Source organism: Microbacterium sp. 1262 (genome assembly GCF_040544895.1).
Lineage (GTDB): Bacteria > Actinomycetota > Actinomycetes > Actinomycetales > Microbacteriaceae > Microbacterium > Microbacterium plantarum.
The window spans coordinates 151,329-175,579 of the sequence record NZ_JBEPKU010000001.1; the positions used below are offsets into that span (position 1 = coordinate 151,329).

A 24,251-nucleotide genomic window follows, 5' to 3' on the forward strand; every position below is an offset into this window, starting at 1 on the left:
GATTCGTCGGCCGGCGACGCAGGGGAGTTCTCCCCATCGACGCGGCGTCCAGGCCCCCGATAGCGTGTGAGCGTCGGCCGGACCGAGCCGGCGGAGGGGGCCCGATGTCAGACGTCGAGATCTACTATCACGCGCTCACGAGCACCGCGGATGCGATCCAGACGCGGGTCTCGAGCGCGGTGATGGACAACGCCGACATCCAAGGCGACGACACCGGTGTCGAGAACCCCGCGCACCGGGTCGCGCTCCGTCTCGAGATGAACCGGCGGCTGAGCGGACTGAATCGCGCCGTGCTCGAGCGCACGACCGCGGCATCCCAGGTCGGCGCGTTGCTGACCGCGATCGCGACGCGCTACTCCGACCTCGACGTCGAGCTCACCGGGCAGGAGCAGCCGTGACCCTCACCTCTCCGAACCGCGGCTACCCGCTCGAACGCCTCGAGGGCAATCCCGGGTCGATGAGCTGGTGGAGCAGCGCGTTCAGCCGTGTCGCCGGCTCGCTCGGTGAACTCCGTACGACCGTCCAGTCCGCGACCGACCTCGACGGTGTCGGTGCATCGATCCGGTCGGCTCGCTCCAAAGCGCAGGAGGTCGCCAGCGCCTTGGCCGCGGAGATCGCCGAGGCGGAGCTTCTCGCGGGGGTGCTGCAGCGGTACGCGGACGCGTTCTCGTCGTCGGCGGAGGCGGCGAACCGGCTCATCGACGACATCGAGTCCGCCCACGCTTCGTTGGCATCGGCATCAGCCGCAGCCGATGAAGCGGGGCTGAACGCGCTATGGACCTCGCGCTCCGGCGAGCCGGCCGACGTCCGGCGCGCGAACGATGCGGCGCAGGATGCCGTCGCCGCCCGGGATGCCGCGGCGCGCGATCTGGCCGATCTTTGGGAGCAGTTCGAGAGCCACTACTCCGCCTGGGATGCGGCCTACGACGCGGCGCTCGCCGAGCTCGCCGGCGGTGCGGGGCCGGCGATGACGTCGCAGGCGCAGAACCTGCTCGACCAGCTGCTCGCGGCGGACACCCCGCAGGCGGTGCTCGAGCTGTGGCTCGCACACCCCGAGCTGCAAGACGAGATCGCCCGAGCGCATCCCGACATCATCGGCAACCTCGACGGCATCCCCTACGACGTCCGCGGGCGGGTCAACCGAGAGCGCCTGGAGGCGTTGTACAACTCCAACCTGACCGGAGAGTTCGGCGACCAGATCGACGCGCTCTGGAACACCCTCGTGCAAGGTGCACCGCCGCCACTTCTGGTTTCATTCGATCCGGACGGGTCGGCTCAGGTGACGGCCGCTCTCGCGTACGGCGACCTCGCGACCGCGACCGACATCAACGTGCTCGTGCCCGGGATGCTGTCGAACGTGACGGGGATGGGCGAATGGGGCGATTCTGCGCGTGCGCTCAACGCCGCCGGGTCGAACATCGCGAGTGTCGTGTGGTTCGGGTACGACTCGCCCACCGTCGCAGAGGAGCCGTCCATGCAGCGGGCGAACGACGGCGCTCCGGCTCTTCGTGCCTTTCTGCTCGGTCTTGACGCAGTGCACCCCGCGGCAGAGAAGGCCGTCATCGCGCACTCTTATGGCAGCACCACCGCCGCCCTCGCGATCGGGTCACGCCCGGACGCTCTCGGCGTCGACCAGTTCATCGCCGTGGGATCGGCCGGATTCCCGAGCGACCCGCAGATCTTGTCGAACCTTCAGAACGCCGAGGGCCTGAGGATGTACGCGACGCTGTCCGAGAACGACGCCTGGGCGCGGATCGGCCGCGACACGAGCTGGGGTGGCGCGCACGGCACCGTACCGGAGACTCTTCCGGGAATGACGGAGTTCGGCAGCGACGGTGGCCGCGCCGACGGCGAGGACCTCGCCCCGACACCTGGGCATGCCGCGCATTCGGGTGGGAACGGGCCGCTTCCCTCCGGGGACGGCGAGGGATACCTCGTGGAAGGATCGGAGTCGTTCTACAACATCCAGCAGATCATCCTGACCGGTGAGCCCGGGACGGAGATGGACGGCGAAGGCAGCGAGAGCGGCTTCTGGGATCTGCCCGACTGGCTGGAGTGGCTGCCCGTTGACCCTTACCGGACGTGACTGATGAGATCGACCTCGCGGATGACGATGACGGCGCTCGCCGTCGGATTGGTGTTGACGATGACCGGATGCGGTGGGCAGGGCGATCCCGGATCGACCGGAGGCGCCGGTGGCGGCGAGTCCGGTGAGACGTACGCCCAGGCCGAGCAGCGGTTCACGGCGCTCGCGACCGGCGTGCACTCGGTCATCATGGCCATCGAGCCGACCGAGTGGAGTGTGGTCGACGGCGCGTATGGTGCTCACCCGACCGGGTGCCAGTCGGGCCTCAGCGAAGAGGGCGGGTATCGTCTCGTGGCGGTCCGCGGGATCGAGCTTCCCGGCCGTGACCCGCTGGAGGTCGCTCAGGCGGCCACGGGAGCTTTCGATGCTCTCGGTATCGACAGCGACACCGCCGACCGTGGGCAGGGAGATGCGCGCGAGGTGACCGTCGTCGCGACAGGCGGCATCGCCGAGCGGACTGTGGTCACCATTCGCCCGGCAACGGGCCAGGTGAGGGTGTCGGCCGAGACGGAGTGCGCGCCCGGATCAGCGCACGACCTCGCGACGCAGGTCTTCGGCGAAGAACGGCTGCCCGCGGATGTCTGGCGCCGGCTCCCGGCCTTCGACGGTCCGACATCCGAGCCGTCGTTCTCGTTCCCGCCCGACGGGCCGCTGTACTACGACGAGTCCGGCAACCCCGTGCAGCCGCAGCCCAGCGGCGACTGATCGCGTGCGCGCTCGTCAGCGTCTCGCCGTCGTCGCGACGATCGTCGCCGTTGCGGGCCTGACCGGTGCGTGCGCCGGTACGCCCGACGCGGATCCGTACCCCCGGGCGCGCGAGCAGTTCACGGCGATGGCCGACGAGCTGCATACGGTGATCATGGCCATCGAGCCGACCGATTGGCGAGTCGACCAGGGACAGTACGGAGCCCGCCCGAGCGGATGTCAGCTGGGCGTCAGCTCGGACACGGGATATTCGTTCACGGCGGTGCGCGCGCTCGATCTGCCGGGCCGGGAAGCCGCGGAGATCGCGGCGGCGGCATCCGAGGGCTTCGCCGAGCTCGGTGTCGACGCGGAGACCGTCGAGCGGGGTTCAGGGGATGCGCGGGAAGTGACGGTGGTGGGCGAGAGCGATGCCGCGCGCACCGTGGTGGTGATCCGTCCGGTCGATGGCCGTGTGCTCGTCTCCAGCGAGACCGCCTGCACGCCCGGGTCGAGCTCGGAGATCCTCACTGCGATCTTCGGGGAGGAGCAGTATCCCGACGACGTCTGGCGTCGGCTTCCCGCGACGGAGGGGCCGTCATCGGTGCCGCAGTTCTCCTTTCCGCCCGGCAGCCCCCTCCACTACGACGCCACCGGCGCGCCCATCCTGCCCCCGCCCCGCTGACCTCCTCGTCGACTCGCCAGAAAGTGCGGGTGCGGGAGGGGCGGCATCCGCATTCTGTGGCGAGTCGACGCAGCAAAACCTCGGAACGGTCGTGTCCGATTTCCGCGAGCCGGTGTCGGCGGAGCGTGTCAGGCTGGGGGCATGACCAGTGACGGGATGACCTTCGACGAGCGGTATCGCGCCATCGACGCGCGCGACCGCCGCTTCGACGGCCAGTTCGTCACGGCGGTGCGCTCGACGGGCATCTACTGCCGCCCGAGCTGCCCCGCGCGCACACCTCAGCCCGCCAACGTGACCTTCTACCCGACGAGCGCCGCCGCTCACGAGGCCGGATACCGCGCGTGCAAACGCTGCCTGCCCGAGGCCACGCCCGGGTCGCCGCAGTGGAACCTGCGCGGCGACCTCGCCGCGCGAGCGATGCGTCTCATCGCCGACGGGGTCGTCGATCGCGAGGGCGTTCCGGGGCTCGCATCGCGCCTCGGTTACTCGTCGCGTCACCTCACCCGACTGCTCACCGCGGAGCTGGGGGCCGGCCCGCTCGCGCTGGCCCGCGCGCACCGTGCCCACACCGCACGTGCCCTGCTCGTCGACACCGACCTCGCCATCGCCGATGTCGCCTTCGCCGCGGGGTTCGCGAGCGTGCGGCAGTTCAACGAGACGGTCGGTGAGGTCTTCGCAATGCCTCCCGGCCAGCTGCGCGCGCGCCGGCAGGCGGGGGAGCGGATGCCGGGCCGCATCGACCTCGTCCTCCCGGTGCGCGAGCCGTTCGACGCCGCGGGCCTCTTCGGATGGATGCGGGCCCACGCCATCCCCGGGGTCGAGTCGGGCGACGAACGCTCATTCGCCCGCGTGATCCGTCTCGCCGGGGGACCGGCGTGGTTCGAGGTGCGCCAGGATGACGCGGGGCGCGTGCGCCTGCGCGCCGAGCTGGCCTCGCTGGCCGACCTGTCCACCCTCATCGCGCGGGTCCGGCGGCTGTTCGACCTCGACGCCGATCCGACGGCGATCGACGAGGCCCTCGCGCGGCATCCCGCACTCGCGCCTCTCGTGGCGCGGATCCCGGGCGTCCGCCTGCCCGCGGCGATGGACCCCGACGAGATGCTCATCCGCGCGATGATCGGCCAGCAGATCAGCGTCGCCTCCGCCCGCACCGTGCAGGGGCGCCTGACCGCCGAGCTCGGCGAGCCCGTCCAGACCGCCGCCGGCCCCGCGACACTCTTCCCGACGATGGCGGCGATCGCCGAGCGCGGCGCTGAGGTGCTGCGCGGGCCCGGGGCGCGCATCCGGGCGATCGTCGGCGCCGCCACCGCGCTCGCCGACGGCTCGCTGCGTCTGTCTCCCGGTGACGACACGCACGAGCAGCGCGCGGCGCTCCTCGCCTTGCCAGGCATCGGCCCCTGGACCGCCGACTATGTGCGGATGCGGGTGCTCGGCGACCCCGACATCCTGCTGCCCGGCGACGTCGCGGCACGCGCGGGGGCGGCCGCCGCCGGTATCCCCGCCGGCCCGTCCGAGCTGGTCGCCTGGGCCGAACGCGCCGCCCCCTGGCGCAGCTACCTCATGGCCCACCTCTGGTACGCCGCCCCCGTCACGCAGGCGTGGCGCGAAAGCGCGACCGAGCCGACCCTCCCGCCGTCCCGAAAGGCCCGAGCATGACCGCCGTCTCCCACGCCCCCGCCCCGATCGACGCCACCCGGGTCGAGACCGCTTCGATCCAGACGGTCGAGACGCCCGACGGCCCCTTCACGATCCTCGAGTCGCGCGGCGAGGTGCTCGCGTCGGGGTGGACGGCCGACCCGGTCGCGATCGTCGACCGGCTCCGGCCCGCCGCCCGCCCCATGCGGGTCGTCGAGGCTCCCACGGATGCCGCCGCCGCGGTCGCCGCGTACTATGCGGGCGACCTCGCGGCGATCGACGCGGTGCCGGTGCGCCAGTCGGGAACGGCGATGCAAAGCGCCGGCTGGCAGGCGCTCCGGCGGATCACGCCGGGCGAGCCGCTGACCTACACCGGCTTCGCGGCGGCGCTCGGTTCTCCCGGAGCCGTGCGTGCCGCGGCATCCGTCTGCGCCCGCAACGCCGCGGCCCTCTTCGTGCCGTGCCACCGCGTACTCCGCACCGGTGGGGCGCTCGGCGGGTTCGCCTGGGGCGTCGAGGTCAAGCAGAGTCTCCTGACGCGCGAGGCGCGGCTGGGCGGCTGAGCCGGCGCCAGTTTTTCCTTGCACTCAGCGAATACTCAGGTATAGCCTGGAGGGCTCCCGTGTGTGCAGCGGGTGCTCTGTCCGCTCGACCTCAGGAGGAAGCCATGTCCCCGGCCATCGTCATCACGAAGTCCGTCGCTCTCCTCATCATGATCGACGGACGCCCCGCACGCGGAGGAATCGCCCGGTAGCTCCGGGAAGCGCTTCGCCGCTTCCGACGTTTCCTCCCGCGGGGCCCCGGTCCCGCTTCGCCGCGCTCGCGCGCGCCCCTCGCCGTCTTCGGCATCCGCTCGACACACCTCAGGATCATGACTTCCTCGACGCCCCCTCGTCTGTCCACGCCGCGCGCGCTCGCGCGTCTGCTCCCCTTCGCCAAACCGGTGCTGCCCCGGCTGAGCCTCGGCTTCGCCAGCGCGCTCATCGCGAGCCTGCTGGCTCTCGGCATCCCGCTCGTCCTCGAGGTGATCGTCGGCCCTGACGGCCCGATCAACTCGGGCGACCCGTGGCTCATCGTCCTCGGCGCCGGCGCCGTGCTCGCCCTCGGTCTGCTCGAGGCCCTCATGGTCTGGGCGCGCCGCTGGTTCGTCCTCGCCCCCGCGACCAAGGTCGAGTACGAGCTGCGCACCGACTTCTTCGCGCGCCTGCAGCGGCTGCCGGTCGCCTTCCACGACCGCTGGCAGTCGGGTCAGCTGCTCAGCCGGATGATGCAGGACATCAGCCTCATCCGTCGCTGGCTCGCCTTCGGCATCGTCCTGCTCGTCGTGAACATGCTCACGATCGTCGTCGGCTCGATCATCCTGTTCCGGTGGCACTGGCTGCTCGGCACGATCTTCGTCGTGGTCTCGGCGCCGCTGTGGATCGCGGGATTCATCTTCGAGAACCGCTACGGCCTGCTCTCCCGGCAGAGCCAGGACCAGGCGGGCGACCTCGCCACAGCCGTCGAGGAGTCGGTCCACGGCATCCGCGTGCTGAAGGCGTTCGGCCGCGGCGGACACGCCCTGCAGAAGTTCACGCGCCAGGCCGAGACCCTGCGCGAGACCGAGGTCAAGAAGGCCAAGGCGGTCGGCTGGATCTGGTTCTGGCTCGTGCTGCTGCCCGACATCGCCTTCGCCCTGTGCCTCGGCGCGGGCATCTACCTCGTGCAGGCGGGCGAGCTCGGCGTCGACTCGCTGATCGCGTTCTTCGCGATGGCGACGATCCTGCGCTGGCCCGTCGAGTCGATCGGGTTCCTCTTCTCGTTCCTCGTCGACGCACGGACGGCCACCGACCGCATCTTCGAGGTGTTCGACGAGCAGAACACCATCGTCGACCCCGAGAACCCCGCGACCATCGCGCAGCCGCGCGGCGAGCTCGTCTTCGAGGGCGCTCATTTCCGGTACCAGGACGCCCCCGAGAGCGAGCGCGACCTGCTCGACGGCATCGACCTCGCGCTGCGGCCGGGGGAGACGATGGCGCTCGTCGGACTCACCGGCTCGGGCAAGACGACGCTCACGACCCTGCCGGGGCGCCTGTACGACGTCACCGGAGGCCGCGTGCTGCTCGACGGCGTCGACGTGCGCGACCTGCGGCTCGACGAGCTGCGCCGTCACGTCGGCATGGCGTTCGAGGACGCGACGCTGTTCTCGCAGACCGTCCGAGAGAACGTGCTGCTCGGTCGCGAGGACCTCGAACGCGGCAGCGAGGAGGCCGAGCGCGTCATGCGCGAGGCTCTCTCGGTCGCGCAGGCGAACTTCGTCGACTCCCTTCCGAACGGCGTCGACACGGTCATCGGCGAAGAGGGGCTGAGCCTGTCGGGCGGACAGCGGCAGCGCCTGGCGCTCGCCCGAGCCGTGGCCGCGCGCCCGGCCGTGCTCGTGCTCGACGACCCGCTGTCGGCGCTCGACGTCGACACCGAAGCGCTCGTCGAAGATGCGCTGCGCGAGGTGCTGGCCGACACGACGGCGCTCATCGTCGCGCACCGCCCCTCGACCGTGACCCTTGCCGATCGTGTGGCACTGCTCGAGGAGGGGCGGGTGACCGCGGTCGGCACCCACTCCGAGCTGCTGCGCACGAGCGAGCACTACCGGCACGTGATCTCGAGCCTCGAGGACGAGCAGGACCGACACGACCATGAACGACACGACCATGAACGACACGATGAAGCGGAGGTGACCCTGTGAGCACCGTCACCGGGACGAGCGGCGAGGACCGCTCCGATTACACCCGCGAGGAGAGCCGAGAGATCCGGCGACGCTCGCTGCGTCTGCTCGGGTCGCTGGTCTCCCCGCTGCGCATGCAGCTGGCGCTGGCGGCGGTCGTGCTCGTCATCTCGACCGCGCTGCGCGTCGCGGGCCCCGCGCTTGTCGGCTGGGGCATCGCCAACGCGCTGCCAGCCGTGCAGGAGCAGGCCGACTGGATGCCGACCATCGCGGTCGTCGTCGTCTTCCTCATCACCGCCGTCGGCGGCGCCGCGCTCATCGGCTGGTACGCCGTGGTGGCGGCGCGCCTGACCCAGGCGGTCATGATCGACCTCCGCAAGCGCATCTTCCGCCACACGCAGCGCCTCAGCCTCGAGTTCCACGAGTCGTACACGTCGGGACGCATCATCTCGCGTCAGACGAGCGACCTCGACACCATCCGCGAACTGCTCGACGGCGGCCTGAATGAGCTCGTCTCGGGTCTGCTCTACGGCGGATTCACGCTCATCGCGCTGCTGCTGCTCGACTGGCAGTCGGGCGTCATCCTCGCGGTCATGGGCATCCCGCTGTTCCTGCTCATGCGCTGGTTCTACCTGCGGTCGCAGGTCGTCTACCGCGAGTCGCGCGTCATCAGCGCGAAGGTGATCGTGAAGTTCGTCGAGTCGATGACCGGCATCCGCGCGGTCAAGGCGTTCCGCAAAGAACCCGCGAACGACACCGAGTTCGGTGGGCTGTCGAGCGATTACCGTGATGTGAACATGCGCTCGATCCGCCTGTTCGGAACGTTCGAGCCGGCGCTCATGGCCGTGGCATCCGTCTCGCTCGCCCTGGTGCTCGCCTGGGGAGGATTCCGGGTCGTCGACGGCACGCTGAGTCTCGGGTTCCTGCTGTCGGCCGTGCTGTACGTGCGGAACTTCTTCGCGCCCATGCAGGAGGTCGCCTTCTTCCTCAACTCGTACCAGTCGGCGACGGCGGCGCTCGAGAAGGTCTCGGGTGTGCTCGAGGAGGACCCGACGGTCCCCGACCCGACCGATCCCGTCGAGCTGCGGGAGGCCCGCGGGCACCTGCGGTTCGAGGACGTGACGTTCGGCTACTCGGATGCCGTGACGATCCTGCCCGACTTCGCGCTCGACATGCCCGCGGGGCAGACGATCGCGCTCGTCGGCACGACCGGTGCGGGCAAGTCGACGCTCGCCAAGCTCGTCGCGCGGTTCTACGACCCCACGAAGGGGCGGGTCACGCTCGACGGCGTCGACCTGCGCCGGCTGCATCCGAAAGATCTGCGCCGCGCGATCGTCATGGTCACGCAGGAGGCCTACCTGTTCAGCGGGACGGTCGCCGACAACATCGCGCTCGGCAAGCCCGACGCGACGATGGATGAGATCCAGGCGGCGGCGAAGGCCGTCGGGGCGCACGAGTTCATCGAGCGGCTGCCCGAGGGTTACGCAACCGACGTCAACAAGCGCGGCGGGCGCGTGTCGGCCGGGCAGCGTCAGCTGATCTCGTTCGCGCGAGCCTTCCTCGCCGACCCGGCGGTGCTGATCCTCGACGAGGCGACGGCGTCGCTCGACATCCCGAGCGAGCGGCAGATCCAGGAGGCCCTGGGCACGCTGCTGGCCGACCGTACGGCGATCATCATCGCGCACCGCCTGTCGACGGTGGCCATCGCCGACCGGGTGCTCGTGATGGAGCACGGCCGCATCATCGAGGACGACACCCCCGCGGCGCTCATCGCCGGCACGGGCAAGTTCGCCCAGCTGCACAGCGCCTGGCGCGAGTCGCTCGTCTGAGCTCACGCCGAGAACGCACCGCCCCCGCGAGAACGTACCGGGGGCGGTGCGTTCTCGGCGTAACGGTGCGTTCTCGCCGCCGGTCAGCGGATATCGCCGGCGCGGTGGGTGACCGCGGCGAGGGGGTGAGAGGTGCCGAGATCGGCGAGGGCCACCACTCCGTCGATGCCGACACCGACGGGGTCGACCAGGCGTACCGACGCATCGCCCGTGTGCAGGTCGGCGGTGAAGGCCTCGAGCAGCGGGATCGAACCGAAGACGCCGCCGATCGCGCACACCGGGAAGGTCTCCTCGTCGGTGCGCACCTGGGCGATCGCCGCGCGCACGCTCTGCGCGAGCTCGTGCGCGGCGCGGACCGAGATGTCCTGCGCGACGGTGTCGCCGGCGACGGCGGCGCGCGCGACGACGGCGGCGAAGCTCGCCACGACGCGGACCCGATCGGGATCGGCCTGCAGGCTCATGTACGCCTGCGACAGGTCAGGCCACCGGTCCGACACCGTCGCCGTCAGCTCGGTCGTCGGCCCCCGGCCGTCGTAGGCGCGCATCACGGCATCCAGGGCCTCGCGGCCGATCCAGTAGCCGCTGCCGGCGTCGCCCATGATCCACCCCCACCCGTCGACGCGCGCAGTGGTCTCCGCGCCGACGGCGAGCGTGACGACTCCGGTTCCGGCCGCGATGACGGCTCCGCGTCGGTCACCGAGCGCGCCGAGGAACGAGGTCGTCGAGTCGTGGGCGAGCACGACGCCGCGCACGCCCTGCGCCGCCGTGAGCGCGAGCATCGCGTCGGCGTCGGCGTTCGCGTCGGTCAGCCCCGAGATGCCCGCGACCACGATGTCAGCGGGCGAGCCTGTGCGCGCCGCGGTCTCGGCGACGACGGCGGCGAGCTGGGGGAGCAGCGGCTCACCGGTTCGGATGCCGGGGAAGAGCAGGTCTTCACCGGATGCCGCAGTCGCGCGCACCTTGATGCCGCTCTGCCCCGCGTCGATCGCGAGCACGCGTCGTTCGCTCACGGGGTGCCCCCGAGCACGCGGCGCAGGAAGCCCGCCTGCGCCTCCCACTGGTATCCCTGGCCGCCCTCGTGCTCGTTGAAGGGGAAGACCGACATCTCCTTGTGCGCGCCGCCGTAGGCGTTGAACGCGGCGTAGACCGTCGAGGGCGGGCACACCGGATCGAGCAGTCCGACCGAGAATAGGGTCGCCGCGTCGGCGCGGCGGGCGAAGTTCACGCCGTCGAAGTACGACAGCGTCTCGAAGACCCGCGCCTCGGCGCCGCGGTGCACGGCGAGCCAGCGCCCGACCTCCTGGTAGGGGTCGCTGCCGGTGAAACCGATGGCGCGCTCGAAGTGGCAGAGGAAGGGAACGTCGGGCATCGCCGCGACGAGTCCGTCGCTCAGGCCGGCGGCCGCGATGGCGATGCCGCCGCCCTGGCTGCCGCCCGTGACCGACACCCGTGAGGCGTCGACCTCCGGCAGCGACCGCACCGCGTCGACCGCGCGCACGGCGTCGGTGAACACGCGCCGGTAGTAGTAGGTCTCGGGCGACTCGATGCCGCGCGTCATGAAGCCGGGCACGGCGGGGCCGGAGCCGTGGGGGTCGGGAGTCTCGCCGCCGCTGCCCCACACACTGCCCTGTCCGCGGGTGTCCATGACGAACGAGGCGTACCCGGCAGTGGCCCAGGCGAGCCGCTCGGTCGGCAGGCCGCGTCCGCCGCCGTAGCCGACGAACTCCACGACCGCCGGCAGCGGGCCCTCGCGATGCGCGGGGAGGATCAGCCAGGCCTTCACGGGATCACCGCCGTACCCGGGGAAGGTGACGTCGTGCACGTCGACCGTCGCGTACAGCTCGGATGCCGCGGACACGGTCACCTCACCGCCGGCCTCACGCGAGCCCGCGAGCGTCGCCGACCAGAAATCGTCGAAATCGCTGGGCTCGCTCACCTCCGGGCGGTAGTCCTGGAGTTCGGCGAGCGAGAGATCGAAGCGCGGCACGCGCTCACCCTAGCGCGAAGCCCGGAGCCGTGAGAGATATCTCGACATCGAGAGAACCACCCCCGTGCGATACGCTGAGGAACGACCCTCGACGCGCTTTTTGGAGAGACGACACGTGCCCGACTCGACCATCATCTACACGTACACCGACGAGGCGCCGGCACTGGCCACCGCCTCCTTCCTGCCCATCGTCGAGGCCTTCGCCGGTGCGGCCGGCGTGGCCATCGAAACCCGCGACATCTCGCTCGCGGGTCGCATCCTCGCCGCCTTCCCGCAGAACCTCACGCCCGAGCAGCAGGTCGGCGACGCCCTCGCCGAGCTCGGCGGCCTGGCGACGCTGCCCGAGGCCAACATCATCAAGCTGCCGAACATCTCGGCCTCGATCCCGCAGCTGAAGGCGGCCATCGCCGAGCTTCAGGCCGCGGGATACGACATCCCGAACTACCCGGACGAGCCGCAGAACGTCGACGAGAAGGACGTGCGCGCACGCTACGACCGCATCAAGGGCTCCGCCGTGAACCCCGTGCTGCGCGAGGGCAACAGCGACCGCCGGGCCCCGCTCTCGGTCAAGAACTACGCCCGCAAGCACCCGCACCGCAACAAGCCGTTCGCCGACGGGTCGAAGACTCGCGTCGCGACGCTGGGCCACGACGACTTCAAGTCGAACGAGACCTCGACGGTCATCGAGGGCGACGACGTCCTCGCCATCCGCTTCACGGCTCAGGACGGCACCGTCACCGAGCTGAAGTCGGGCCTGAAGGTGCTGCCGGGCGAGGTCGTCGACGCGACCTTCCTCTCGGCCGCAGCCCTCGACGCCTTCCTCGCCGACACGGTCGCGCAGGCCGCGTCGGACGACGTGCTGTACTCGGTGCACCTGAAGGCGACGATGATGAAGGTCAGCGACCCGATCATCTTCGGCCACGTCGTCCGCGCCTTCTTCGCCGACGTGTTCGCTCGCTACGGCGATGACCTCGCCGCTGCCGGCCTCACCCCCAACGACGGCCTCGGCGCCATCCTCGCGGGCCTCTCGCAGCTCGCGAACGGCGACGAGATCCGTGCCGCCTTCGAGGCCGCCATCGCCTCCGGGCCCCGTCTGTCGTACGTCAACTCCGACAAGGGCATCACGAACCTGCACGTGCCCTCCGACGTGATCGTCGACGCCTCGATGCCGGCCCTCATCCGCAACGGCGGCAAGCTCTGGGGCGCCGACGGCGGCGAGGACGACACGATCGCCGTCATCCCCGACTCCTCCTACGCCGGCGTCTACCAGGCGACGATCGAGGACGTCATCGAACACGGCCCGCTCGACCCGGCCACGATCGGCTCGGTGCCCAACGTCGGCCTGATGGCGCAGGCGGCCGAAGAGTACGGCTCGCACGACAAGACCTTCGAGATCCCGGCCGCCGGAACCGTCGAGGTCGTCGACTCGTCCGGGTCGGTCCTGCTGTCGCACGAGGTTCAGGCGGGCGACATCTGGCGCGCGACGCAGACGAAGGATGTCGCGGTGCGCGACTGGGTCAAGCTCGCCGTCACCCGCGCGCGTGCGACGGGCGTGCCCGCCGTGTTCTGGCTCGACGAGAACCGTGCCCACGACGCGAACCTCATCGCGAAGGTGAAGACCTACCTCGCCGAGCACGACACGGACGGGCTCACGATCGAGATCCTCGCTCCCGCCGACGCGACGCGCTACTCGCTCGAACGCATCCGCCGCGGCGAGGACACCATCTCGGTCACCGGCAATGTGCTCCGCGACTACCTGACCGACCTCTTCCCGATCCTCGAGGTGGGCACGAGCGCCAAGATGCTCTCGATCGTCCCGCTGCTGGCCGGCGGTGGTCTGTTCGAGACCGGCGCGGGCGGTTCGGCTCCGAAGCACGTGCAGCAGCTCGTCGCCGAGAACTACCTCCGGTGGGACTCGCTGGGTGAGTTCTTCGCCCTCGCGGCGTCGTTCGAGCACCTCGCCGAGTACACCGGCAACGCTCACGCGAAGGTGCTCGCCGACACGCTGGATGCCGCCACCGGCACGTTCCTCGAGCAGGACAAGTCGCCGGGTCGCGCACTCGGCACGATCGACAACCGCGGCAGCCACTTCTACCTCGCGCTGTACTGGGCGCAGGAGCTGGCGGCTCAGACGGTCGACGCCGAACTCGCCGCCGCCTTCGCGCCGGTCGCCGAGACCCTCGCCGCGAACGAAACGGCGATCGTGGAGGAGCTGATCGCGGTGCAGGGTTCGCCGGCCGAGATCGGTGGCTACTACCGTCCCGACGCCGAGCTGGTCGCGGCCGTCATGCGGCCTTCGGCGACGCTGAACGGCATCATCGACGGGCTTTGACTCCGCTCTGACACAGCGAAACGCCCCGGCCGCTTCGGCGCCCGGGGCGTTTCGCGTCGTGCGTGGGGGAGTCCGTCAGAAGCGGATCTCGGCGACGACCTCGCCGTACTCGGTCTCGTTGACCGGCGTGAAGCCGACACGGGTGAAGAACGCTTCGGGCCCGCCCTCTCCGGCCTCGTAGATCACGTTGAGGCAGTCGAAGCCTCGCTTGCGCGCCTCGTCGACGAGCTGTTCGACGGCGAACCGTCCGACACCGCGGCCCTGGTCGTCGGCGTCGACGTTGATGCGCCACAGCACCGAGCGGAAGTGCTCGTGCGGCGCGTCGGGGTCGAAGCCCGCGCTGACGAAGCCGACGACCTCGTCACCGTCCAGGATCACGCGCTGCCACGAGGTCGCCGGGTCGACCACGGTCGCCGCGATCGCGTAGCTCTCGGGCACGACGAATCGCTCCTGCCCGGGCTTCAGCGACAGGTTGTTCACCGCGACGATCGTCGACGCCGACAGTTCTTCCACTCGGAGGTCAGCCATGGTCACAGGCTAACGGTGATCGATCGACCGCGCATCGGTCGATCGGGGGATGGGCCCGGATGCGTCGATCAGGCGTGGACGTAGACGTCGGTTCCGGCGACAGCCCACTCGTAGATCTGGGCGGCGCGCGAGTCGGGCATCCCGACGCAGCCGGCGCTCATCCGGTTGCCCCAGTTGCTGTGCCAGTAGACGCCGTGGAACGCCTGGTCGCCGTTGAAGTACATCGCCCACTTCACATCGGGCTGGACGTAGCTCACGCCCGAGTCGGCCGCGGTGCCGCGCATGTCCTGGCGCGGAGTCTTCCACCCGATCGTGTAGTAGCCGGTCTGGGTGTCAGCGCCGGGGCGGCCGGTGGAGACGAGCCACGAGTCGACCACGGCGCCGTTCTCCTTGAGGTAGAGGCGCTGTTCGCTCAGGTCGACCTCGAGCAGCCGTGTGATGGTCTCCGTCGTGACGGGGACGACCTCGACGGGCAGGCGGTAGGCGGCATCACCCGTCGCGAGCTGCTCCGCGAATCCGGCGGCGATGCCGTCCGTCGAGCTCAGCGTGCGACCGTCGAGGCCGGCGTCGGAGTCGTCGATGACCTCACCCGCGGCGTTGGCGAACACCACGCCGTTGACGGGCGCCCGATCGACGAGCCCCGGAAGGGTGTCGACCACGGGCTGGATGGCGGCGGGGTCGGCCGTGATCTCGAACGAGCCGTCGTCTTTCGTGCTGACCGTGAGCCAGCTCGCGGCGAGCGCGCGGTCGACGGGGACCGTGCGCTCGTCGCCGACGTAGAAGCCGACGCCGTCGAGCATGCTGTTCAGCGAAGCGGCGGCCTCCTCCGCCGCGGCGGTGGTGGTCAGCGCCGTCACGGGCGTGAGCTCGGGGTCGATGACCGCGTCGGTCGTGCCGGAGTCGAAGGCGCTCTGCAGGCCCGCACGGGCCGCCTCGGGGTCGACGCCCGCACCGGGGACGTCGGGACTGACGACATACGACGAGCCGTCGAAGGAGACGGATGCCGCCGTAGGCTCGACGTACAGGTCGCCCGCGGCGCCTCGCAGGGCGGTGGTGGCCGTCGCTTCATCGAGGGCCACGGGAGCAGCGATGGGCTCGCCGAACCACTGGGTGATGTTCCAGGCGGGCCGCGCGTCGAAGGCGGAGGAAGCGAGCTGCGTGCCGTCGACCTGTGCTCCGAGATCCGCACCGGAGACGCTGTCTCCGCCCTCGCCGAGCGTGACAGTGGTCTGATCGAGGCGGTCCTGTACGGCGGCCGCAGCGGCGCCCGGCGTCATGAAACCGACGGGAACACCGCCGATCGAGGTGCCGGGGGCGATCAAGAAGAGCGATGCGGCGGCGCCGCCGAGCGCGACGACGCCGACGGGAATGCCGATCCACAAGCCGAGGTGCCGCTTCTTGGGCGCCGGCTCCACGGGCGCCCATTCGACGCGCTGCCCGGCATCGTCCGAGGGCGTGCCTCGCTCGGCCGTGCTCTCGTGATCATGCTTCGACGCGACATCCGTCACCGCTGTACCCCCGTCTGCGCGTGAAAGCGCACTCGGTTCTTATGGTACGCGAAGGCACTCGGAGAGCGGCCTGAGTGAAACCAGAGCGTTATCTGGCGGCGCGATCCGGATCGCGCCGATGCGTCATTCCGTGCCGCAGAGCTCGGTGTAGGTGTCGATGCTGCCCTGCACGTCGCTCAGCGCCGTGGTGAGCTCCGTCGCACGATCGGTGTCACCGGCGGCCACAGCCTCCATCGATTCGGCGGCCGAGGAGAACGCCGTCTGCAGGTCGGGCAGGATGCCGGACACCTCTTCGTTCGTCACTTGGGCGGCGGCGTCGCCCATGCCGTCCGAGATCGTGCGCAGCGCGCCGGCGGCGGCGGCGGGATCGGAGGGGTCGATCTCCTGGATTCCCTGCGTCGCCTCGGTCATGACGTCGTTGACCTGGGTGCACGCCTCCTCGACCGACTGGGTGCTTGCGGGGGTCGAGCCCCCAGCAGCGGAGCCGTCTCCGCCGGTGCACCCGGTCAGGGCGACGAGCGCCAGCGCGGTGACGGTGAGGGCGGTCAGGCGACGGTTCATGGGGTTCTCCTCGATGCAGCGATCTCTCCACCCTACGGAGGCGCGACGATCGAACGTTCCCCTTGACATCTGCAGGGGAGGCAATGTGCGGATGTAACGGGTTTGTAAACATCGCTAGCAAACCTGGACGCAACTCTTGTGTCCGCCACATTCGTAAGGTCTACTAACAAACATGGCGAGCACCGATACCGAGGCCCCGCGGCGCACGACGCGCACCCGGCGCCCGGGCGCGAAGATCCTGCCCGAGCACGCTCGGGCGCATAACCGCGCGCTCGTGCTCGAACGGCTCTTCCACGGCGGAGCGATGAGCCGTGCTGACCTCGCTCGCCAGACCGGCTTGACCCGGGTGACGATCTCCGACCTCGTCGCCGAGCTCATCGGCGACGGCTTCGTCAGTGAGCGAGGCACCCGCGAGGCCGCCGGACCGGGCAAGCCCGCGATCCTCGTCGACCTCGCTCGCGACGGCCACCGCATCGTCGGCCTCGACCTCTCCGGGAGCGACCGTTTCCTCGGTGCGGTGATGACCCTCGACGGCGAGATCGTCGCTCGTCACGAGGTCGCCGTGCCCCGAGGCCGCGACGACATCCTGCCGGCGGTCGTGCACCTCGCGCGAACACTGGTGGACGACGCGCACGCGCCGGTGCTCGGCGTCGGCGTCGGCACCCCCGGTGTCGTCGATGACACCGGAGTCGTCCTCGCGGCACCCGGCCTCGGCTGGGATCGCCTCGACCTCACCGGCATCCTGAGCGAGGCGGTCGGCGCCCCGGTGCTCGTTGCCAACGACGCCAACGCCGCAGTGCTCGCCGAGCACACGTTCGGCGGTGCCGGCGACGACATCATCCTCGTGAAGGTCGGCCGCGGTGTCGGTGCGGGCCTGCTCACGGGTGGCGAACCGCTGCGCGGCGCGCGCTCGGCCGCCGGCGAGATCGGCCACGTGACGGTGGGCACCGACGGCGGCCCCGATTGCGCGTGCGGGAAGGTGGGATGTCTCGAGGCCTGGATCTCGGTTCCGTCGCTCTCCGCGCGTATCGCTGCCGGCGCCGCGAGCGACCGCGACGGTCTGCTGCGAGACGCGGGTGAACGTCTCGGCATCGCCCTGGCCCCCATCGTGGGTGCTCTCGACCTGTCGGAGATCGTCCTCTCCGGCCCCGCGGAACTTCTCGACGGCACGCTTGCGAGCGCCGCCGCCGAGACGGTGCGCACACGCACGCTCGCCACGTTCCACGACGAGCTGCAGGTGCGGATGACGGAGCAGGGCCAGGACATCGTCCTGCGCGGTGCTGCCGTCATGGTCCTGTCAGGGCGTCTCGGCGTCTCCTGACTTCGCTCCACAGCTCCATAGCCCCACCTGCACCACCAGCTCCACACCCGGGCGAGCCATCCGACTCGTCGACACCAGAGAAGAAGGAATCACCATGAAGAAGAGCCTCGGAGCACTGTCGCTCCTCGGTGTCTCCGCCCTGCTGCTCGCCGGTTGCGCGAGCGGCGACGCGGGACAGAGCGCCGAGACCGGCGACCTGACCGTATGGCTGGTCGGCACCGACACGCCTCAGGACGCCCGCGACTACCTCAAGAAGACGTTCGAAGCAGAGAACGAGGGCTGGACGCTGACGATCGAGGAGAAGACCTGGGCCGACACCGCGGACAACTACGTCGCCGCGCTGTCGTCGAACGACGCGCCCGATCTCGTCGAGGTCGGCAACACGCAGTCGCCCGGCTTCATCGATCAGGGTCTGTTCCTCGACATCTCCGACCTCCAGGCGGACCTCGGCGGCGACGAACTGCTGCAGAGCTTCGTCGAGCTCGGGTCGGCGGACGGCAGCCTGTACGCCGCTCCCTACTACGCGGGGTCGCGCATCGTCTTCTACTCGCCCTCTTCGTACAGCGGCGAGGTGCCGACGACGCTCGAGGAGTACGTCGCCGACGGCATCGCTGCGACGACCGCCACCAAGTCGGGCATCTACGCCCCCGGCAAGGACTGGTACAACGCGCTGCCCTACGTCTGGGCGAACGGCGGCGAGATCGCGACGCAGGACGGCGACACCTGGAAGGGCGGCTTCTCCAGCTCGGGCGGCATCGCCGGTCTGACGATGCTCCAGGACGTCTACCAGAACGCGACGACCGCGCCGGCTGACGCGGACGAGACCGATCCGCAGGTTCCGTTCTGCGCCGGCGAGATCGGCTTCCTCTCGGCTCCGGCGTGGGTGAAGTGGTCGATCCTCGCGCCCGCCGACGACGCGAAGGCCCCGGGCTGCCCCGAGACGGTCGGCGCCGATCTGAAGGCGTTCGCTCTTCCGGGCATGACCGCCGGTGAGGTCGCTCCGGTCTTCGCCGGAGGCTCGAACATCGCTATCGCGGCGAAGTCGGACGCTCCCGACAAGGCCGAGGCCGCACTCAAGATCATCCTCTCGGAGGGGTACCAGAAGATCCTCGCCGAGAACGGGCTCATCCCCGCGCTGACCTCGTTCGCCGACTTCCTGCCCGATGACGAGATCACGGTCGAGGCGGCGAAGGCCGTCGCATCGTCGAAGGCCGTTCCGGCGAGCCCCAACTGGTCCGAGGTCGAGTCTTCCGGTGTGATCAAGGACGCTCTCGTCAAGATCGCGCAGGGCGGCGACGTCACGGCGATCGCGACCGAGCTCGACGGTCAGATCGAAGCCATCCTCAACAAGTAGTCGTGAGTCGTGGGGCGCGGGAGTCCGCGCCCCACGAACACCGCAGAGAGGACAGCACGATGACTAACGTGCTCACCCGAACGCCGCGACGGCCCGAGCCGCGGGCGAAGCACGGGCCGCCGCCTACCGCGCGGCAACGGTCTCGGCGTCGCCGCGACAACGTCGGCGCGCTGACGCTCCTCGGCCCCTCGCTCATCATCCTCGGGGTGATGGTCGGGTACCCCGCCGTACTGATGCTCGTGCAGTCGTTCACCGACTACGCCATCCGCAACAAGGTGCAGGGCACGCTTCCCGACTTCATCGGGTTCGAGAACTACCTCGAGGTCTTCACGCAGTCCGACTTCCCGGCCGTCCTCGTCCGCAGTCTCGGGCTGATGGTGGCCATGACCGTGCTGATCGTGGGGCTCGGCGCCCTCGTGGCGGTGCTCATGACGCGCCTGCGGCGCGGGTGGCGCATCCTCGTCTCGCTCGGTCTCCTCCTCGCCTGGGCGATGCCGCCGCTGGCGGCGACCACGGTCTGGGGATGGATCTTCGACTCGCAGTACGGCATCGTCAACTGGGCGCTGAACACGATGACCGGCTCGACCGACTGGACCAACCACTCGTGGCTGGCGAACCCGTGGTCGTTCTTCTTCGTCCTGACGGTGATCGTGGTCTGGCAGGGCGTGCCCTTCGCGGCCTTCACCCTGTACGCGGCGCTGGGGCAGGTCCCCGCCGAGGTGCTCGAGGCGGCATCCCTCGACGGCGCGGTCGGGTGGCAGCGCTTCCGACTCGTCGTGTTCCCGTATCTGCGCAACGTCGTGACGGTCGTCGTGGTGCTGCAGGTCATCTGGAACCTCCGTATCTTCACGCAGGTCTACGCGCTGCAGCAGCGTGGCGGCCTCATCTCCGAGACCAACGTGCTCGGCACCTACATCTTCCGGCAGGGCCCGGGGGAGTTCGGCGTCACGAGCGCGATCGGCGTGCTCATGGTCGTGCTGCTCCTCACCCTCTCGTGGGGATACATCCGCACCACGCTCAAGGAGGAGGAGCTGTGAGCACCCAGGTCACCCCGGCGACCCAGCTCGGCACGATCGGGGTCGATGAGGTCATCGGCGAGGTGGGCCGGGCGAAGCGCCCCCGGCCGCGCTCGCTCGCCGTGCGACGACCGCCGCGCCGCCGCATCCTCTCGCGCGCAGGACTGAACCTCGCCGCGCTCGTCGTGTTCGTGTGCTCGGTGTTCCCCGTCTACTGGATGCTGAACATGTCGTTCACGCGCGGCGAGAGCATCATCAGCCGCACCCCGAGCTTCCTCCCCTTCGACTTCACGCTCGGCAACTACGCCACGGCATGGACGCGCGAGGCGGCCCCGGGGCAGACCGACTTCGTGCACGGGCTCCTCTCGTCGACCCTGGTGACGGTCGGCGTGCTCGTCATCACGCTGGTGCTGGCCTTCCTCGCCTCGATCGCCGTGGCCCGCATCCGCTTCCGTGGGCGGCGCTCGTTCATCGTCGCCGTCCTCATCGTGCAGATGATCCCGGGCGAGGCGATGATGTTCACGATCTACGGCATGATCGACGACTGGCGCCTGATGAACACCCTCGTCGGCCTCGGCATCGTCTACGTCGCCGCCGTCATCCCCTTCACGATCTGGACACTGCGCGGATTCGTCGCGGGTGTTCCGGCCGATCTCGAAGAGGCGGCCATGATCGACGGGTGCACCCGCACCCAGGCGTTCTGGAAGGTGACGTTCCCCCTGCTGGCGCCCGGACTCGTCGCCACGGGCATCTTCGCCTTCATCCAGTCGTGGAACGAGTTCACCATGGCGTTGCTGCTCATGAAGGGCTACAACCTGACGCTCCCGCCGTGGCTGCTGTCGTTCCAGTCGGCGACGGCAGCGACCAACTGGGGCGCCGTGATGGCGGCATCCACCCTCATCTCGATCCCCGTCGTGATTTTCTTCCTCATCGTGCAGGGGCGGATGTCGGGCGGGCTCGTGTCGGGGGCCGTGAAGGGATGACGCTGCGCATCGGTGTCGACGTGGGCGGCACGAAGATCCTCGCCGTGTCCGTGGATGGCGACGGCAACGAGATCGCCCGGCTGCGTCGGCCGACCGGGTGGGGCGGCGATGTCGTCGCCGACGGCGTCGCGGCGGTCGTCGCCGACCTCGCGGGGGCTGAATCGGTCGTCGCGGTCGGCGTGGGCGTGCCCGGGCAGATCCTGCCGGGCAGCGGCGTCGTCGAGCATGCCCTGAACCTCGGAATCGACCGGTACGACCTCGCGGGAGCCGTCGCGGCGCGGATCGGCATTCGACCGGTGATCGACAACGACGTGCGGTACGCGGCGGTGGGTGCCCGGGCACTCCGTGCCGGGGGAGGATCGCTCGCTTTCCTGAACCTCGGAACCGGCATCGCCGCGGGCATCGTCGACGAGACGGGCCCGCGCCGCGGCGGGCGCGGCGCGGCCGGTGAGGTCGGGCACATCCCCATCGACCCGAATGGGCCCCGTTGCCGCTGCGGACAGCGCGGATGCATCGAGGCGTTCGCCGGCGGGGGAGCCGTCGCCGAGCGCTGGGGCGGTTCCTCGCCGCTGCCCGTGCTCGCGGTCTTCGATGCTGCGGATGCGGGAGACGAGCGCGCCGACGGCATCAGAGCGGACGTGGTGCGCGGCGTCGAGGCGGCGGTCCGGCTGCTGGTGCTCACGACCGACGTCGACGTGGTCGTCTTGGGCGGGGGCGTCGCCGCGCTCTCCGATCGGCTGCTCGTCCCGGTGCGGGCCGCTCTCGCCGCATCCGCCGGCGCGTCGCCGTTCCTGCGGTCGCTGCGGTTGGACGAGCGGGTCGAGCTCGCGCCCCGGGACGTGCCCGTGGGGGCGCTGGGTGCCGCCGTTCAGGCCCAGGCGAGCGGAAGCAGGTGCTCGGTGCTGAGCGGTGCGAGCGGCAACGCCGCGGCTTCGGGAGCGGTGAGCCAGCGCGCCTCCGCGATCTCGGCGGCGGCGCTGACCGACGCGGGGTCGAGCGTGATCGCGAACGCCTCGGCGACGACGCGGAAGCCCGGCTCGTTCGCGGCATCCGACTCGAACCGGCCGAGGTAGACGAGGTCGGGCTCGGCCACGACGACGCCGAGCTCCTCGTGCAGCTCGCGGACGAGGGCCGCGCCGGCGGACTCGCCCGGCTCGGGCTTGCCACCGGGCGCCATGAACCGCTCGGTGCCGCGCTTCCGGACGAGCAGGGTACGCCCGTCGCCGTCGGTCACGACCGCCGCACTCACGTGGACCTCCCCGGCCGGGACGGAGTCGCTCACGGCGCGAACACCTTTCCGGGGTTCAGGATGCCGGCGGGGTCGAAGACCCGCGCGATGCGCCGCTGGAGCTCCCACTGGTCGTCGCCGAGCTCGTCCGCGAGCCAGCGCCGCTTGAGGACGCCGACGCCGTGCTCGCCGGTGAGCGTTCCGCCGAGGCGCAGCGCCGACTGGAAGAGGTCTTCCGCCGCCTCCCAGATGACCTCCGGGACCTCGTCGCCGTCGAAGATGAAGTTCGGGTGCAGGTTGCCGTCGCCCGCGTGGCACACGGTCGGGATCGTCAGACCGAAGCGCTCCTCGATGCGGGCGATCTCGTCGAACATCGCGGGCAGGGCGCTGCGCGGCACCGAGACGTCCTCGATGAGCGCGGTTCCGAGGGTCTCCATCGCGGGATGCATCGACCGCCGCACCGTCCACAGTTGCTGGGCCTCGGCGTCATCGGCGGCAAGGCGCACGGTGCCGCCGGCGGCCGCGAGCACCGCGACGACGGCCTCCGCCTCGGCCGTCGCGCCCGGGCCGTCGGTCTGGACCGTCAGCTGCGAGGCACCGGGCGTGGGGGCGGGAAGCCCGAGCAGGCGGTGCGAGGCGGCGAGGGAGGTCGCGTCCATCAGCTCCATGATCGCCGGCTGGATCCCGGCCGCCGTGACCGCCGATGCCGCGACCGCGGCGGAACGCACATCGGAGAACGTCGCGGCGATCGTCCGGGCCTGGCCGGGGACGAGGCGGCGGAGCTTCAGCGTCGCCGCGACGACGACGCCCAGGATGCCCTCCGACCCGATGACGAGCGAGGTCAGGTCGAGGCCCGTCACGCCTTTCACGGTGCGATGTCCGAGACGCATCAGGCGACCGTCTGCCAGCACGAGATCGAGGCCGAGGACCGCGTCTCGCACCACCCCGTACTTCGCGCAGAGCAGGCCGCCCGCGCCGGTGGCGATGTTGCCGCCGACGGTCGAGATGTCGCGGCTCGCGGGATCGGGCGCCCACCAGAGGCCGTGCTCCGCGAGCGCCGTGTTCAGCTGCCCGTTGAGGATGCCGGGCTCGACGACGGCGATGAGGTCGTCGGGGCGGACCTCGAGGATGCGGTCCATCGAACGCAGCGAGAGCCCGATCTCACCCGCGCCCGTGTTGGCGCCGCCCGCGAGGCCGGTGCCGGCGCCCCGCGGCACGACCGGGGTGCCGGTCGCGGAGGCGATGCGCATCGTCGCCTGGACGTCCTCGACGGTGCGGGCGTGAACGACGGCGAGGGGCGATCCGGATGCCGCCTGGCCCGACTTGTCCGCCCGAGCGGCGGCCCGACCGGCATCCGAGACGTCGACGCGGTCGCCGAGCTCGGCGACGAGCCGGGCGACGACGTCGGGAGCGGTCATGACAGGCGCCGGCGACCGGCGATCACACCGCAGGTCACCGCGATGACCCCGAAGACGAGACCGACCCAGGCCTGGTCCATGCTCCACCACGCGATGGTGGCCGAGGCGTAGACGAACAGCTCGACGAGGGCGCGCACGAACGGGTGCACCATGAGCACGGCACGCGGCGAGACGAACAGGGCCCACAGGAGGATCGCGGCGACCGGAGCGCCGATGCCGAAGACCAGGTTGAGGGGGAAGTCCCACGCCGCGAAGCCCCAGATCGCGAAGGTGACGAAGGCGAAGAGCTGGCAGGCGAAGGCGAGGAGGTCGATCGCCGAGAGAGCCCGTCGCGTGCCGGCCGCCTGCTGCGGCGCCTCGGGGGTGGCGGGACGGACGTTCGGCAGTTCGGACATGCC

General features: G+C 70.6%; 21 protein-coding genes and 1 pseudogene. 14 read left to right on the plus strand and 8 right to left on the minus strand.

From position 1 onward, the window contains the following. Positions 1–104 precede the first annotated feature (104 nt). The 8 genes from ABIC53_RS00700 to ABIC53_RS00735 all read left to right on the plus strand — a co-directional run bounded on the left by ABIC53_RS00700 (position 105) and on the right by ABIC53_RS00735 (position 9,617). Positions 105–398, plus strand: a complete 294-nt coding sequence (locus ABIC53_RS00700; RefSeq protein ID WP_354449974.1) for a hypothetical protein — start codon at positions 105–107, stop codon at positions 396–398. Further along, the gene (locus ABIC53_RS00705) at positions 395–2,086 is read left to right on the plus strand and encodes an alpha/beta hydrolase (protein WP_112617460.1); all 1,692 of its coding nucleotides are present in this window, start codon (positions 395–397) and stop codon (positions 2,084–2,086) included. The genes ABIC53_RS00700 and ABIC53_RS00705 overlap by 4 nt, the downstream gene beginning before the upstream one ends. A 3-nt stretch (positions 2,087–2,089) precedes the next feature. After that, positions 2,090–2,791, plus strand: coding sequence for a hypothetical protein (locus tag ABIC53_RS00710; RefSeq protein ID WP_274178959.1), 702 nt, complete (start codon positions 2,090–2,092; stop codon positions 2,789–2,791). A 4-nt stretch (positions 2,792–2,795) separates the two neighbouring features. Beyond that, on the plus strand, positions 2,796–3,452 hold the full coding sequence (locus ABIC53_RS00715; RefSeq protein ID WP_274178958.1) for a hypothetical protein: 657 nt from the start codon (positions 2,796–2,798) through the stop codon (positions 3,450–3,452). 141 nt (positions 3,453–3,593) lie between these two features. Further along, positions 3,594–5,108: an AlkA N-terminal domain-containing protein gene (locus ABIC53_RS00720; protein ID WP_274178957.1), complete on the plus strand. Its 1,515-nt coding sequence runs from the start codon at positions 3,594–3,596 to the stop codon at positions 5,106–5,108. Continuing rightward, positions 5,105–5,650 carry a methylated-DNA--[protein]-cysteine S-methyltransferase gene (locus ABIC53_RS00725; RefSeq protein ID WP_274178956.1) on the plus strand — a complete coding sequence of 182 codons (546 nt, stop codon included), beginning with the start codon at positions 5,105–5,107 and terminating at the stop codon, positions 5,648–5,650. The genes ABIC53_RS00720 and ABIC53_RS00725 overlap by 4 nt, the downstream gene beginning before the upstream one ends. A gap of 308 nt (positions 5,651–5,958) precedes the next feature. Next, entirely contained in the window at positions 5,959–7,809 is a 1,851-nt protein-coding gene (locus ABIC53_RS00730) for an ABC transporter ATP-binding protein (RefSeq protein WP_323986452.1), read from the plus strand. After that, positions 7,806–9,617, plus strand: coding sequence for an ABC transporter ATP-binding protein (locus tag ABIC53_RS00735; RefSeq protein WP_354449977.1), 1,812 nt, complete (start codon positions 7,806–7,808; stop codon positions 9,615–9,617). Before ABIC53_RS00730 ends, ABIC53_RS00735 begins: the two co-directional genes overlap by 4 nt. An 83-nt stretch (positions 9,618–9,700) precedes the next feature. On the opposite strand, the gene ABIC53_RS00740 is transcribed toward ABIC53_RS00735, so the two are convergent. Continuing rightward, complete coding sequence (locus ABIC53_RS00740) at positions 9,701–10,627, minus strand: N-acetylglucosamine kinase (protein ID WP_354449979.1); 927 nt, start codon at positions 10,625–10,627, stop codon at positions 9,701–9,703. Then, positions 10,624–11,604: an acetylxylan esterase gene (locus ABIC53_RS00745; protein ID WP_354449981.1), complete on the minus strand. Its 981-nt coding sequence runs from the start codon at positions 11,602–11,604 to the stop codon at positions 10,624–10,626. Before ABIC53_RS00745 ends, ABIC53_RS00740 begins: the two co-directional genes overlap by 4 nt. A gap of 115 nt (positions 11,605–11,719) precedes the next feature. Between ABIC53_RS00745 and ABIC53_RS00750 the strand changes: the two genes are divergently transcribed. Further along, the gene (locus ABIC53_RS00750) at positions 11,720–13,936 is read left to right on the plus strand and encodes an NADP-dependent isocitrate dehydrogenase (RefSeq protein ID WP_112617452.1); all 2,217 of its coding nucleotides are present in this window, start codon (positions 11,720–11,722) and stop codon (positions 13,934–13,936) included. A gap of 75 nt (positions 13,937–14,011) precedes the next feature. Here the strand turns inward: ABIC53_RS00750 and ABIC53_RS00755 are convergent, their stop codons facing one another. The 3 genes from ABIC53_RS00755 to ABIC53_RS00765 form a co-directional block, all read right to left on the minus strand. After that, positions 14,012–14,464, minus strand: a complete 453-nt coding sequence (locus ABIC53_RS00755; protein WP_274178950.1) for a GNAT family N-acetyltransferase — start codon at positions 14,462–14,464, stop codon at positions 14,012–14,014. Between the two features lie 68 nt (positions 14,465–14,532). Continuing rightward, positions 14,533–15,972, minus strand: a complete 1,440-nt coding sequence (locus ABIC53_RS00760) for a L,D-transpeptidase family protein (protein WP_282501412.1) — start codon at positions 15,970–15,972, stop codon at positions 14,533–14,535. Positions 15,973–16,095: 123 nt separating this feature from the next. Further along, positions 16,096–16,533: a hypothetical protein gene (locus ABIC53_RS00765; RefSeq protein ID WP_269267931.1), complete on the minus strand. Its 438-nt coding sequence runs from the start codon at positions 16,531–16,533 to the stop codon at positions 16,096–16,098. Between the two features lie 172 nt (positions 16,534–16,705). On the opposite strand from ABIC53_RS00765, the gene ABIC53_RS00770 reads away from it, so the two are divergent. The 5 genes and pseudogenes from ABIC53_RS00770 to ABIC53_RS00790 all read left to right on the plus strand — a co-directional run. Beyond that, a complete protein-coding gene (locus ABIC53_RS00770) occupies positions 16,706–17,854 on the plus strand; it encodes an ROK family transcriptional regulator (protein WP_274178948.1) in 1,149 nt (382 codons plus the stop codon). Between the two features lie 94 nt (positions 17,855–17,948). Beyond that, positions 17,949–19,208: a sugar ABC transporter substrate-binding protein gene (locus ABIC53_RS00775; RefSeq protein ID WP_274178947.1), complete on the plus strand. Its 1,260-nt coding sequence runs from the start codon at positions 17,949–17,951 to the stop codon at positions 19,206–19,208. 59 nt (positions 19,209–19,267) lie between these two features. Continuing rightward, positions 19,268–20,245, plus strand: a complete 978-nt coding sequence (locus ABIC53_RS00780) for a carbohydrate ABC transporter permease (protein WP_274178946.1) — start codon at positions 19,268–19,270, stop codon at positions 20,243–20,245. Next, positions 20,242–21,207, plus strand: coding sequence for a carbohydrate ABC transporter permease (locus ABIC53_RS00785; protein ID WP_274178945.1), 966 nt, complete (start codon positions 20,242–20,244; stop codon positions 21,205–21,207). The genes ABIC53_RS00780 and ABIC53_RS00785 overlap by 4 nt, the downstream gene beginning before the upstream one ends. After that, positions 21,204–21,968 (plus strand): annotated as a pseudogene (locus tag ABIC53_RS00790) (ROK family protein); the annotation flags it as partial. The gene ABIC53_RS00785 and the pseudogene ABIC53_RS00790, both read left to right, overlap by 4 nt. A gap of 107 nt (positions 21,969–22,075) precedes the next feature. Here the strand turns inward: ABIC53_RS00790 and ABIC53_RS00795 are convergent. From ABIC53_RS00795 to ABIC53_RS00805, 3 genes are read right to left on the minus strand one after another with little or no spacing between them, the layout of a single operon-like run. Continuing rightward, positions 22,076–22,489 carry an NUDIX hydrolase gene (locus tag ABIC53_RS00795; RefSeq protein WP_162815470.1) on the minus strand — a complete coding sequence of 138 codons (414 nt, stop codon included), beginning with the start codon at positions 22,487–22,489 and terminating at the stop codon, positions 22,076–22,078. Beyond that, entirely contained in the window at positions 22,486–23,853 is a 1,368-nt protein-coding gene (locus ABIC53_RS00800; protein WP_274178944.1) for an FAD-binding oxidoreductase, read from the minus strand. Before ABIC53_RS00800 ends, ABIC53_RS00795 begins: the two co-directional genes overlap by 4 nt. Beyond that, entirely contained in the window at positions 23,850–24,248 is a 399-nt protein-coding gene (locus ABIC53_RS00805; RefSeq protein WP_274178943.1) for a YrdB family protein, read from the minus strand. The genes ABIC53_RS00800 and ABIC53_RS00805 overlap by 4 nt, the downstream gene beginning before the upstream one ends. Between the last annotated feature and the right edge of the window lie 3 nt (positions 24,249–24,251).

What these genes read in the sequence shown, in the direction of transcription:
- ABIC53_RS00700 (WP_354449974.1), top strand. Translation starts at nt 105, where the DNA reads ATGTCAGACGTCGAGATCTACTATCACGCGCTCACGAGCACCGCGGAT.
- ABIC53_RS00710 (WP_274178959.1), top strand. Translation starts at nt 2,090, where the DNA reads ATGAGATCGACCTCGCGGATGACGATGACGGCGCTCGCCGTCGGATTG.
- ABIC53_RS00720 (WP_274178957.1), top strand. Translation starts at nt 3,594, where the DNA reads ATGACCAGTGACGGGATGACCTTCGACGAGCGGTATCGCGCCATCGAC.
- ABIC53_RS00725 (WP_274178956.1), top strand. Translation starts at nt 5,105, where the DNA reads ATGACCGCCGTCTCCCACGCCCCCGCCCCGATCGACGCCACCCGGGTC.
- ABIC53_RS00730 (WP_323986452.1), top strand. Translation starts at nt 5,959, where the DNA reads ATGACTTCCTCGACGCCCCCTCGTCTGTCCACGCCGCGCGCGCTCGCG.
- ABIC53_RS00755 (WP_274178950.1), bottom strand. Translation starts at nt 14,464, where the DNA reads ATGGCTGACCTCCGAGTGGAAGAACTGTCGGCGTCGACGATCGTCGCG.
- ABIC53_RS00765 (WP_269267931.1), bottom strand. Translation starts at nt 16,533, where the DNA reads ATGAACCGTCGCCTGACCGCCCTCACCGTCACCGCGCTGGCGCTCGTC.
- ABIC53_RS00770 (WP_274178948.1), top strand. Translation starts at nt 16,706, where the DNA reads ATGGCGAGCACCGATACCGAGGCCCCGCGGCGCACGACGCGCACCCGG.
- ABIC53_RS00775 (WP_274178947.1), top strand. Translation starts at nt 17,949, where the DNA reads ATGAAGAAGAGCCTCGGAGCACTGTCGCTCCTCGGTGTCTCCGCCCTG.
- ABIC53_RS00780 (WP_274178946.1), top strand. Translation starts at nt 19,268, where the DNA reads ATGACTAACGTGCTCACCCGAACGCCGCGACGGCCCGAGCCGCGGGCG.
- ABIC53_RS00800 (WP_274178944.1), bottom strand. Translation starts at nt 23,853, where the DNA reads ATGACCGCTCCCGACGTCGTCGCCCGGCTCGTCGCCGAGCTCGGCGAC.
- ABIC53_RS00805 (WP_274178943.1), bottom strand. Translation starts at nt 24,248, where the DNA reads ATGTCCGAACTGCCGAACGTCCGTCCCGCCACCCCCGAGGCGCCGCAG.